This window comes from Pseudomonas sp. IPO3749 (genome assembly GCF_013386605.1).
Taxonomy (GTDB): domain Bacteria; phylum Pseudomonadota; class Gammaproteobacteria; order Pseudomonadales; family Pseudomonadaceae; genus Aquipseudomonas; species Aquipseudomonas azotoformans_A.
The window spans coordinates 112764-125131 of sequence record NZ_JACARN010000008.1; the positions used below are offsets into that span (position 1 = coordinate 112764).

Below are 12368 nucleotides of genomic sequence, written 5' to 3' on the forward strand. Positions count from 1 at the left end.
GGCTTCATTCTTTACGTTGACCGAAAGCGATAAAAAAACCATGACTACAGGCAGCGCTCTGTACATCCCGCCTTATAAGGCAGACGACCAGGATGTGGTCGTCGAACTCAATAACCGTTTTGGCCCTGACGCCTTCACCGCCCAGGCCACACGCACCGGTATGCCGGTGCTGTGGGTGGCGCGTGCCAAGCTCGTCGAAGTCCTGACCTTCCTGCGCAACCTGCCCAAGCCGTACGTCATGCTCTATGACCTGCATGGCGTGGACGAGCGTCTGCGCACCAAGCGTCAAGGGCTGCCGAGCGGCGCCGACTTCACCGTGTTCTACCACCTGATGTCGCTGGAACGTAACAGCGACGTGATGATCAAGGTCGCACTGAGCGAAAGCGACCTGAGCATCCCGACCGTCACCGGTATTTGGCCCAACGCCAGCTGGTACGAGCGTGAAGTCTGGGACATGTTCGGTATCGACTTCCCAGGCCACCCGCACCTGACGCGCATCATGATGCCGCCAACGTGGGAAGGTCACCCGCTGCGCAAGGACTTCCCTGCCCGCGCCACCGAATTCGATCCGTTCAGTCTCAACCTCGCCAAGCAACAGCTTGAAGAGGAAGCCGCACGTTTCCGTCCGGAAGACTGGGGCATGAAACGCTCCGGCACCAACGAGGACTACATGTTCCTCAACCTGGGCCCGAACCACCCTTCGGCTCACGGTGCCTTCCGCATCATCCTGCAACTGGACGGCGAAGAAATCGTCGACTGCGTGCCCGACATCGGCTACCACCACCGTGGTGCCGAGAAGATGGCCGAGCGCCAGTCGTGGCACAGCTTCATCCCGTACACCGACCGTATCGACTACCTCGGCGGCGTGATGAACAACCTGCCGTACGTGCTCTCGGTCGAGAAGCTGGCCGGCATCAAGGTGCCCGACCGCGTCGACACCATCCGCATCATGATGGCCGAGTTCTTCCGCATCACCAGCCACCTGCTGTTCCTGGGTACGTATATCCAGGACGTCGGCGCCATGACCCCGGTGTTCTTCACCTTCACCGACCGTCAGCGCGCCTACAAGGTCATCGAAGCCATCACTGGTTTCCGCCTGCACCCGGCCTGGTACCGCATCGGTGGCGTGGCCCACGACCTGCCGAATGGCTGGGAGCGCCTGGTCAAGGAGTTCATCGACTGGATGCCCAAGCGTCTGGACGAGTACCAAAAGGCCGCGCTGGATAACAGCATCCTAAAGGGTCGTACCATTGGCGTCGCCCAGTACAACACCAAGGAGGCCCTGGAATGGGGCGTCACCGGTGCTGGCCTGCGTTCCACCGGTTGCGACTTCGACCTGCGTAAAGCGCGCCCGTATTCCGGCTACGAAAACTTCGAATTCGAAGTCCCGTTGGCGGCCAATGGCGATGCCTACGACCGTTGCATCGTGCGCGTCGAAGAAATGCGCCAGAGCCTGAAAATCATCGAGCAATGCATGCGCAACATGCCGGCAGGCCCGTACAAGGCGGATCACCCGCTGACCACGCCGCCGCCGAAAGAGCGCACGCTGCAGCACATCGAAACCCTGATCACGCACTTCCTGCAAGTTTCGTGGGGCCCGGTCATGCCGGCCAACGAATCCTTCCAGATGATTGAAGCGACCAAGGGTATCAACAGTTATTACCTGACGAGCGATGGCGGCACCATGAGCTACCGCACCCGGATCCGTACCCCAAGCTTCGCCCACTTGCAGCAGATCCCTTCGGTGATCAAAGGCGAGATGGTCGCGGACTTGATTGCGTACCTGGGTAGTATCGATTTCGTTATGGCCGACGTGGACCGCTAAGCATGAACAGCACGCTTATCCAGACAGACCGTTTCACCCTGAGTGAAACCGAGCGCTCGGCCATCGAGCACGAGCTGCATCACTACGAAGACCCGCGCGCGGCGTCGATCGAAGCCTTGAAGATTGTCCAGAAGGAACGTGGCTGGGTGCCGGACGGCGCCCTCTACGCCATCGGCGAGATCCTCGGCATCCCTGCCAGCGACGTTGAAGGCGTGGCCACGTTCTACAGCCAGATCTTCCGTCAACCGGTTGGCCGCCACATCATTCGCGTATGCGACAGCATGGTCTGCTACATCGGTGGCCACGAGAAAGTGGTTGACGCGATCCAGACCAAACTGGGCATCGGCCTCGGCCAAACCACCCCGGACGGCCGCTTCACGCTGCTGCCGGTGTGCTGCCTGGGCAACTGCGACAAGGCGCCGGCGTTGATGATCGACGACGACACATTCGGTGACGTGCAGGCAACTGGCGTGACCCAATTGCTCGAGGGCTACCCATGACCCTGACTTCTTTCGGCCCGGCCAACCTGATCAAGCGTTCGCCTGAAACCCACCCGCTGACCTGGCGCCTGCGTGACGATGCCGAGCCGGTATGGCTCGACGAATACCAGGCCAAGAACGGTTACGCGGCGGCGCGCAAAGCCTTTGCCGACATGGCCCAGGACGATATCGTCCAGACCGTGAAAGACGCAGGCCTGAAAGGCCGCGGCGGTGCAGGCTTCCCCACGGGCGTGAAGTGGGGCCTGATGCCCAAGGACGAATCCATCAACATCCGCTACCTGCTGTGCAACGCGGATGAAATGGAGCCGAACACCTGGAAAGACCGCATGCTGATGGAGCAACTGCCCCATCTGCTGATCGAAGGCATGCTGATCAGCGCCCGTGCACTGAAAACCTACCGTGGCTATATCTTCCTGCGTGGCGAGTACACCACCGCCGCCAAGCACCTCAACCGTGCGGTAGAAGAAGCCAAGGCAGCAGGCCTGTTGGGCAAGAACATCCTGGGTTCCGGTTTTGATTTCGAACTGTTCGTACACACCGGCGCCGGGCGTTATATCTGCGGTGAAGAAACCGCACTGATCAACTCCCTCGAAGGCCGCCGCGCCAACCCGCGCTCCAAACCGCCCTTCCCTGCCGCCGTCGGCGTGTGGGGCAAGCCGACCTGCGTGAACAACGTTGAAACCCTGTGCAACGTGCCGGCAATCATCGCCGACGGCGTGGACTGGTACAAATCGTTGGCCCGCGAAGGCAGCGAAGACATGGGCACCAAGCTCATGGGCTTCTCCGGCAAGGTCAAGAACCCTGGCCTGTGGGAACTGCCGTTCGGCGTGACCGCCCGCGAGCTGTTCGAGGACTACGCCGGTGGCATGCGCGACGGCTACACCTTGAAAGCCTGGCAGCCAGGTGGTGCCGGTACTGGCTTCCTGCTCCCTGAGCACCTCGACGCACAGATGTATGCCGGCGGCATCGGCAAGGTCGGCACCCGGATGGGTACGGGCCTGGCGATGGCGGTGGACAACACCGTGAACATGGTCTCGCTGCTGCGCAACATGGAGCAGTTCTTTGCCCGTGAATCCTGCGGCTTCTGCACCCCATGCCGCGACGGTCTGCCGTGGAGCGTGAAGCTGCTGATGGCCCTGGAAAATGGCGAAGGTCGCGAGGGTGATATCGAAACCCTGCTCGGCCTGGTCGGTTTCCTCGGCCCAGGCAAGACCTTCTGTGCTCATGCACCGGGCGCCGTGGAGCCATTGGGCAGCGCCATCAAATACTTCCGCTCGGAGTTCGAAGCCGGCATCGCGCCTACCAGCGCCGCCGTCCCGCCTCTGGCAAGGCCGATCGTAGTCGGCGCGTAACGCTTAAAAAGGCGAAGGGTCCGTGCCCTTCGCTTTCTCATGGGCTGACGCCGTAAAGGCTGTGTTGATGCCCATGAATAACAAGATTCCATTAGCCACGCCCGCTGACAACGGGCCAACGAAGAACTTTGAACCATGGCCACTATCCACGTAGACGGCAAAGCGCTCGAAGTCGATGGGGCAGACAACCTGTTACAGGCATGTCTCTCACTAGGCCTCGACATCCCGTATTTCTGCTGGCACCCCGCGCTTGGTAGCGTCGGTGCCTGTCGCCAGTGCGCGGTCAAGCAATACACCGACGAGAACGACACCCGTGGTCGTATCGTCATGTCCTGCATGACCCCAGCCACCGACAACACCTGGATCTCCATCGACGATGAAGAATCCAAGGCGTTCCGCGCCAGTGTCGTCGAATGGCTGATGACCAACCACCCCCACGACTGCCCGGTCTGTGAGGAAGGCGGTCACTGCCACCTGCAAGACATGACGGTGATGACCGGCCACAACGAACGCCGTTATCGCTTCACCAAGCGTACCCACCAGAACCAGGACCTCGGCCCGTTCATTTCCCACGAAATGAACCGCTGCATCGCCTGCTACCGTTGCGTGCGCTTCTATAAAGACTACGCCGGCGGCACCGACCTGGGCGTGTTCGGCGCCCACGACAACGTGTACTTCGGTCGCGTTGAAGACGGCGTGCTCGAAAGCGAGTTCTCCGGCAACCTCACCGAGGTCTGCCCGACCGGTGTGTTCACCGACAAGACGCACTCCGAGCGCTACAACCGGAAGTGGGACATGCAGTTCGCCCCGAGCATCTGCCATGGCTGCTCCAGCGGTTGCAACATCTCCCCGGGTGAGCGCTACGGTGAACTGCGTCGCATCGAAAACCGCTTCAACGGTTCGGTCAACCAGTACTTCCTGTGCGACCGTGGCCGTTTCGGCTATGGCTACGTCAACCGCGAAGACCGCCCGCGCCAGCCGTTGCTGGCCAATGGCGGCAAGCTGAGCCTGGACGACGCGCTGGATAAAGCCGCCGACCTGCTACGCGGCCGCAACATCGTCGGTATCGGTTCGCCTCGCGCCAGCCTCGAAAGCAACTTCGCGCTGCGTGAACTGGTCGGTGCCGAGCACTTCTACAGCGGTATCGAAGCCGCTGAGCTGGAGCGCATCCGCCTGGTCCTGCAAGTGCTGAACGACAGCCCGCTGCCGGTTCCGAACATGCGCGACATCGAAGACCACGACGCCATCTTCGTCCTCGGTGAAGACCTGACCCAGACCGCCGCGCGCATCGCCCTGTCCCTGCGCCAGTCGGTCAAAGGCAAGGCCGAAGACATGGCCGACGCCATGCGCGTCCAGCCTTGGCTCGACGCCGCGGTGAAAAACATCGGCCAGCACGCGCTGAACCCGCTGTTTATTGCAAGCATCGCTGAAACCAAGCTCGACGATATCGCCGAAGAATGTGTGCACGCAGCCCCAGACGACCTGGCCCGTATCGGTTTCGCCGTGGCCCACGCCCTTGACGCCAGCGCGCCTGCCGTCGAAGGCCTGGACGCTGAAGCCGTTGAACTGGCTCAGCGTATCGCCGACGCCCTGCTGGCCGCCAAGCGTCCACTGATCATCGCCGGCACCTCGTTGGGTTCCAAGGCGTTGATCGAAGCCGCTGCCAACATCGCCAAGGCCTTGAAGCTGCGCGACAAGAACGGTTCCATCAGTCTGGTCGTGCCGGAAGCCAACAGCCTTGGCCTGGCCATGCTCGGTGGCGAGTCCCTGGACGCTGGCATGCAAGCGGTGATCGACGGCAATGCCGACGCCATCGTGGTGCTGGAAAACGACCTGTACACCCGCACCGATGCCGCCAAGGTTGACGCTGCGCTCAACGCCACCAAAGTGCTGATCGTTGCCGACCACCAGAAGACCGCCACCAGCGAACGTGCCGACCTGGTCCTGCCAGCCGCCACCTTCGCCGAAGGCGACGGTACGTTGGTCAGCCAGGAAGGCCGCGCCCAGCGCTTCTTCCAGGTGTTCGATCCGAAGTACATGGACGCCAGCATCCTGGTTCACGAAGGCTGGCGCTGGCTGCATGCCCTGCGCGCCACCCTGCTGAACCAGCCGATCGACTGGACCCAGCTCGACCACGTCACTGCCGCCACCGCCGCGAGCGCGCCGCAACTGGCCCGTATCGTCGACGCAGCACCGTCCGCCGCGTTCCGCATCAAGGGCATGAAACTGGCCCGTGAACCGCTGCGTTATTCCGGTCGTACCGCCATGCGCGCCAACATCAGCGTGCACGAACCGCGTACTCCACAAGACCCGGACACCGCGTTTGCCTTCTCCATGGAAGGTTACTCGGGCTCCGCCGAACCGCGCCAACAGGTGCCGTTCGCCTGGTCGCCGGGCTGGAACTCGCCACAAGCCTGGAACAAGTTCCAGGACGAAGTCGGTGGTCACATCCGTGCTGGCGACCCAGGCACCCGCCTGATCGAAAGCACCGGTGACGCGCTGAACTGGTTCGCTGCCGTACCGCGTCCGTTCAACCCGGCCCAGGGTACTTGGCAGGTTGTGCCGTTCTTCCACCTGTTCGGCAGCGAAGAGAACTCTTCCAAAGCCGCGCCGGTTCAAGAGCGCATCCCAGCCGCCTACGTTTCCCTGGCCAAGTCCGAAGCCGACCGCCTGGGCGTCAACGACGGTGCCTTGCTCAGCCTGAACGTGGCCGGCCAGACCCTGCGTCTGCCGCTGCGCATCAACGACGAGCTGGGCGCTGGCCTGGTTGCACTGCCGAAAGGTTTCGCCGGCATCCCAGCGGCGATCTTTGGCAAAACCGTTGACGGTCTGCAGGAGGCAGCGCAATGACTTGGTTCACGCCGGAAGTAATTGACGTGATCATTTCGGTGGTCAAGGCCATCGTGATCCTGTTGGCCGTGGTCGTCGCGGGCGCCCTGCTCAGCTTCGTCGAACGTCGCCTGCTGGGCTGGTGGCAGGACCGTTACGGTCCGAACCGCGTTGGCCCGTTCGGTATGTTCCAGATCGCCGCCGACATGCTGAAAATGTTCTTCAAGGAAGACTGGACCCCGCCGTTTGCCGACAAGGTGATCTTCACCCTGGCACCGGTCGTGGCCATGAGCGCCTTGTTGATCGCCTTCGCGATCATCCCGATCACCCCGACCTGGGGCGTGGCGGACCTGAACATCGGCTTGCTGTTCTTCTTCGCCATGGCCGGTTTGTCGGTCTATGCGGTGCTGTTCGCCGGTTGGTCGAGCAACAACAAGTTCGCCCTGCTGGGCAGCTTGCGGGCTTCGGCCCAGACCGTGTCCTATGAAGTGTTCATGGGCCTCGCGCTGATGGGCATTGTGGTGCAGGTCGGCTCGTTCAACATGCGCGACATCGTCGAGTACCAGGCGCAGAACCTGTGGTTCATCATTCCGCAGTTCTTCGGCTTCTGTACCTTCTTCATTGCTGGCGTCGCCGTGACTCACCGTCACCCGTTCGACCAGCCGGAAGCGGAACAGGAACTGGCCGACGGTTACCACATTGAATACGCCGGCATGAAATGGGGCATGTTCTTCGTTGGCGAGTACATCGGCATCATCTTGATCTCGGCCCTGCTGGTTACGCTGTTCTTCGGCGGCTGGCATGGTCCGTTCGGCATCCTGCCGCAGTTGGCGTTCTTCTGGTTCTTCCTGAAGACCGCGTTCTTCATCATGTTGTTTATCCTGCTGCGCGCGTCCATTCCGCGTCCACGATACGACCAGGTGATGGATTTCAGCTGGCGCTTCTGCCTGCCACTGACCCTGATCAATTTGCTGGTGACGGCTGCCGTTGTGTTGTTGAACACGCCAGCCGGCGCGGTTCAGTGAGGATTTGACCCATGTTCAAATATATTGGCGACATCGTTAAGGGTACCGGTACCCAGTTGCGAAGCCTGGTGATGGTTTTCGGCCATGGCTTTCGCAAACGCGACACCCTGCAATACCCGGAAGAAGCGGTGTACCTGCCGCCGCGTTATCGCGGCCGTATCGTGCTCACCCGCGACCCCGATGGCGAAGAGCGTTGCGTAGCCTGCAACCTGTGCGCCGTGGCGTGCCCGGTGGGTTGCATCTCCCTGCAGAAAGCTGAAACCGAAGACGGTCGCTGGTACCCGGATTTCTTCCGCATCAACTTCTCGCGCTGCATTTTCTGCGGCCTCTGCGAGGAAGCTTGCCCGACCACTGCGATCCAGCTCACGCCGGATTTCGAGATGGCCGAGTTCAAACGTCAGGACCTGGTGTACGAGAAAGAAGATCTTTTGATCTCTGGTCCCGGTAAAAACCCTGATTACAACTTCTATCGTGTTGCAGGTATGGCCGTTGCCGGTAAGCCGAAAGGCGCCGCACAAAACGAAGCCGAGCCGATCAACGTGAAGAGCTTGCTGCCTTAAGGAAGAAAGATGGAATTCGCTTTCTATTTCGCGTCCGGTATTGCAGTGGTGTCCACGCTTCGCGTGATCACCAACACCAATCCTGTGCACGCCTTGCTCTACCTGATCATTTCGTTGATCGCCGTGGCCATGACCTTCTTCGCACTCGGCGCCCCGTTCGCCGGCGTGCTGGAAGTGATCGCCTATGCGGGCGCCATCATGGTGCTGTTCGTGTTTGTGGTGATGATGCTCAACCTGGGGCCGGCTTCGGTCGCCCAGGAGCGCGTCTGGCTCAAGCCCGGCATCTGGCTCGGCCCGGTCATCCTGGCAGCGCTGCTGCTGGGTGAACTGCTGTATGTGCTGTTCGCTCACCAGAGCGGCCAGGCCATCGGCCACACCACCGTAGACGCGAAAGCCGTGGGCATCAGCCTGTTCGGCCCGTACCTGCTGGTGGTCGAACTGGCTTCGATGCTGCTGCTCGCTGCAGCCATCACCGCCTTCCACTTGGGCCGCAACGAAGCCAAGGAGCAATGACGATGCCTGCTATCCCTTTGGAGCATGGTCTGGCGGTCGCCGGCATCCTGTTCTGCCTTGGCCTGGTCGGCCTGATGGTCCGCCGTAACATTCTGTTCGTGTTGATGAGCCTGGAAATCATGATGAACGCCGCTGCACTGGCGTTTATCGTTGCGGGTGCACGTTGGGGCCAGCCGGATGGACAAGTCATGTTCATCCTGGTGATCAGCCTGGCAGCCGCCGAGGCCAGTATCGGCCTGGCGATCCTGCTGCAACTGTATCGTCGCTTCCACACGCTTGATATCGACGCTGCCAGTGAGATGCGCGGATGAACATGATCTTTCTGACTTTCGTATTCCCCCTGATCGGTTTCCTGCTGCTGTCGTTCTCTCGCGGACGCTGGTCGGAAAACCTCTCGGCCCTGGTCGGTGTGGGCTCCATTGGCCTTTCGGCCATCGTGACCGCCTACGTCATCTGGCAATTCAACGTGGCGCCGCCGGAAGGCGGTCACTACACCCTGGTGCTGTGGCAGTGGATGTCGGTGGAGGGCTTCAAGCCCAACTTCGCCCTCTACGTCGACGGCCTGTCGATCACCATGCTCGGCGTGGTGGTGGGTGTGGGCTTCCTGATCCACCTGTTCGCGTCCTGGTACATGCGCGGTGAAGCCGGTTACTCGCGCTTCTTCTCGTACACCAACCTGTTTATCGCCAGCATGCTGTTCCTGGTGCTGGGCGATAACCTGTTGTTCCTGTACTTCGGCTGGGAAGGCGTGGGCCTGTGCTCGTACCTGTTGATCGGTTTCTACTACAGCAACCGCAACAACGGTAACGCCGCACTCAAAGCCTTTATCGTGACCCGTATCGGTGACGTGTTCATGGCCATCGGCCTGTTCATCCTGTTCCAACAGGTGGGCACGCTGAACATCCAGGAACTGCTGGTGCTGGCACCGCAGAAATTCCAGGTTGGCGATTTCTGGATCACCCTGGCTACCCTGATGCTGCTGGGCGGCGCTGTCGGTAAATCCGCGCAACTGCCGCTGCAAACCTGGCTGGCGGATGCGATGGCCGGTCCTACCCCTGTTTCCGCACTGATTCACGCGGCAACCATGGTGACCGCCGGTGTCTACCTGATCGCCCGTACCCACGGCCTGTTCACCCTGGCGCCGGACATCCTGCATCTTGTCGGCATCGTCGGTGGCGTGACCCTGGTGCTGGCCGGCTTCGCCGCGCTGGTACAGACCGACATCAAGCGGATCCTCGCCTACTCGACCATGAGCCAGATCGGCTACATGTTCCTGGCCCTGGGCGTTGGCGCCTGGGACGCGGCGATCTTCCACCTGATGACCCACGCTTTCTTCAAGGCCCTGCTGTTCCTCGCTTCCGGTGCGGTGATCGTTGCCTGCCACCACGAGCAGAACATCTTCAAGATGGGCGGCCTGTGGAAGAAACTGCCACTGGCCTACGCCAGCTTCATCGTCGGTGGTGCCGCCTTGGCCGCCCTGCCGCTGGTGACCGCCGGTTTCTACTCGAAAGACGAAATCCTCTGGGAAGCCTTTGCCAGCGGTAACCAGAACCTGCTGTACGCAGGCCTGGTGGGTGCGTTCATGACCTCGCTGTACACCTTCCGCCTGATCTTCATCACCTTCCACGGTGAAGCCAAGACCGAAGCACACGCAGGCCATGGCATCTCGCATTGGTTGCCGTTGTCGGTGCTGATCATCCTGTCGACCTTCATCGGCGCCCTGATCACCCCACCGCTGGCCGGTGTCCTGCCAGAAAGCGCCGGCCATGCCGGTGGCGCTGCCAAGCACAGCCTGGAAATCGCCTCGGGCGCCATTGCCATCGCCGGTATCCTGCTGGCGGCCCTGCTGTTCCTCGGCAAGCGTCGCTTCGTGACCGCCGTGGCCAACAGTGGCATTGGCCGTTTCCTGTCGGCCTGGTGGTTCGCTGCCTGGGGCTTCGACTGGATCTACGACAAACTGTTCGTCAAGCCTTACCTGGCCATCAGCCATGTACTGCGCAAAGACCCGCTCGACCAGACCATCGGTTTGATCCCGCGTGCCGCCAAGGCCGGTCACACCGCCCTGAGCCGCAGCGAGACTGGCCAGTTGCGCTGGTATGCAGCGTCCATGGCTGCCGGTGCGGTACTGGTGATCGGCGCCATCGTCGTGGTAGCGGCCTGACCATGTCTATGAACCTTGCGAACATTGCCAACTTTGCGAACTTGCGAAAGGAAACGAGCCTGTCATGATTCTGCCCTGGCTAATCCTGATCCCCTTTATCGGCGGCCTGCTCTGCTGGATGGGTGAACGCTTCGGCGCCACCCTCCCCCGCTGGATTGCGTTGCTGACCATGTCCCTGGAACTCGCTCTTGGCCTCTGGCTGTGGGCCCATGGCGACTATTCATTTGCTCCGGCACCGGGTGTCGATCCAACCTTCGCGCTTGAATTCAAGCACGTGTGGATCCAGCGCTTCGGCATCAACGTGCACCTGGCCCTCGACGGCCTGTCGCTGTTGATGATCCTGCTGACCGGCCTGCTGGGTATCCTCTCGGTACTCTGCTCCTGGAAAGAGATCCAGCGTCACGTGGGCTTCTTCCACCTGAACCTGATGTGGATCCTGGGCGGCGTTGTCGGCGTGTTCCTCGCCCTCGACCTGTTCATGTTCTTCTTCTTCTGGGAAATGATGCTGGTGCCGATGTACTTCCTCATCGCGCTCTGGGGTCACAGTTCTTCGGACGGCAAGAAAACCCGGATCTACGCGGCGACCAAGTTCTTCATCTTCACCCAGGCTTCCGGCCTGATCATGTTGGTGGCGATCCTGGGCCTGGTACTGGTCAACTTCAACAACACCGGCGTGATTACCTTCAACTACGCCGACCTGTTGAAAACCAAGATGTCCCTGACCACCGAGTACATCCTGATGCTGGGCTTCTTCATCGCGTTCGCGGTGAAGCTGCCGGTGGTGCCGTTCCACTCCTGGTTGCCTGACGCTCACGCCCAGGCGCCGACCGCAGGTTCCGTGGACCTGGCCGGTATCCTGCTGAAAACCGCTGCCTACGGCCTGTTGCGTTTCGCCCTGCCGCTGTTCCCGAATGCCTCGGCCGAGTTCGCGCCGATCGCCATGACCCTGGGTCTGATCGGGATCTTCTACGGTGCGTTCCTGGCCTTCGCACAAACCGACATCAAGCGTCTGATTGCCTTCTCGTCCGTTTCCCACATGGGCTTCGTGCTGATCGGCATCTACTCCGGCAGCCAACTGGCGCTGCAAGGCGCCGTAATCCAGATGCTGGCCCACGGTGTCTCGGCCGCTGCCCTCTTTATCCTGAGTGGCCAGCTGTACGAGCGCCTGCATACCCGTGACATGCGTGAAATGGGTGGTGTGTGGTCGCGCATCGCGTACCTGCCGGCGATCAGCCTGTTCTTCGCCGCCGCGTCCCTGGGCTTGCCGGGCACCGGCAACTTCATCGGCGAGTTCCTGATCCTGATGGGTGCATTCGTGCAAACACCGTGGATCAGTGCGATTGCTACCTCCGGCCTGGTGTTTGGTTCGGTCTACTCGCTGATCATGATCCACCGCGCCTACTTCGGCCCGGCCAAGTCCGACACCGTCCTGCAAGGGATGGATGCTCGCGAACTGATCATGGTGCTCGGCCTTGCGGTGCTGCTGATCTACATCGGCGTGTACCCGCAACCGTTCCTGGACACTTCTGCCGCAACGATGCATGGCGTGCAGCAGTGGTTCGGCACCGCCTTCTCTCAACTCGCTTCGGCCCGGTAAGAGCGC

10 protein-coding genes are annotated in these 12368 nt (G+C 61.3%); all 10 read left to right on the forward strand.

The genetic code is table 11. The features are described 5' to 3' along the window. The first annotated feature begins 40 nt into the window (after positions 1–40). A complete protein-coding gene (nuoC, locus tag HX812_RS02760; protein ID WP_033896875.1) occupies positions 41–1825 on the forward strand; it encodes an NADH-quinone oxidoreductase subunit C/D in 1785 nt (594 codons plus the stop codon). Between the two features lie 2 nt (positions 1826–1827). Further along, positions 1828–2325, forward strand: a complete 498-nt coding sequence (gene nuoE / locus HX812_RS02765; protein WP_033896837.1) for an NADH-quinone oxidoreductase subunit NuoE — start codon at positions 1828–1830, stop codon at positions 2323–2325. Then, the gene (gene nuoF, locus HX812_RS02770; RefSeq protein WP_003174722.1) at positions 2322–3677 is read left to right on the forward strand and encodes an NADH-quinone oxidoreductase subunit NuoF; all 1356 of its coding nucleotides are present in this window, start codon (positions 2322–2324) and stop codon (positions 3675–3677) included. The genes nuoE and nuoF overlap by 4 nt, the downstream gene beginning before the upstream one ends. A gap of 135 nt (positions 3678–3812) precedes the next feature. Continuing rightward, positions 3813–6527, forward strand: coding sequence for an NADH-quinone oxidoreductase subunit NuoG (nuoG, locus tag HX812_RS02775; protein ID WP_038850298.1), 2715 nt, complete (start codon positions 3813–3815; stop codon positions 6525–6527). After that, the gene (gene nuoH, locus HX812_RS02780; RefSeq protein ID WP_017137518.1) at positions 6524–7531 is read left to right on the forward strand and encodes an NADH-quinone oxidoreductase subunit NuoH; all 1008 of its coding nucleotides are present in this window, start codon (positions 6524–6526) and stop codon (positions 7529–7531) included. The genes nuoG and nuoH overlap by 4 nt, the downstream gene beginning before the upstream one ends. Before the next feature lie 11 nt (positions 7532–7542). Then, a complete protein-coding gene (nuoI, locus tag HX812_RS02785) occupies positions 7543–8091 on the forward strand; it encodes an NADH-quinone oxidoreductase subunit NuoI (protein WP_003174725.1) in 549 nt (182 codons plus the stop codon). A 9-nt stretch (positions 8092–8100) separates the two neighbouring features. Beyond that, a complete protein-coding gene (gene nuoJ / locus HX812_RS02790; RefSeq protein ID WP_016974946.1) occupies positions 8101–8604 on the forward strand; it encodes an NADH-quinone oxidoreductase subunit J in 504 nt (167 codons plus the stop codon). A gap of 2 nt (positions 8605–8606) precedes the next feature. Next, positions 8607–8915 (forward strand): NADH-quinone oxidoreductase subunit NuoK, encoded by a 309-nt coding sequence (nuoK, locus tag HX812_RS02795; protein WP_003174727.1) that lies wholly within the window; start codon positions 8607–8609, stop codon positions 8913–8915. Next, positions 8912–10765, forward strand: coding sequence for an NADH-quinone oxidoreductase subunit L (gene nuoL, locus HX812_RS02800; protein WP_038850297.1), 1854 nt, complete (start codon positions 8912–8914; stop codon positions 10763–10765). Before nuoK ends, nuoL begins: the two co-directional genes overlap by 4 nt. A 64-nt stretch (positions 10766–10829) precedes the next feature. After that, the gene (gene nuoM / locus HX812_RS02805) at positions 10830–12362 is read left to right on the forward strand and encodes an NADH-quinone oxidoreductase subunit M (protein WP_010209575.1); all 1533 of its coding nucleotides are present in this window, start codon (positions 10830–10832) and stop codon (positions 12360–12362) included. Positions 12363–12368: the final 6 nt, after the last annotated feature.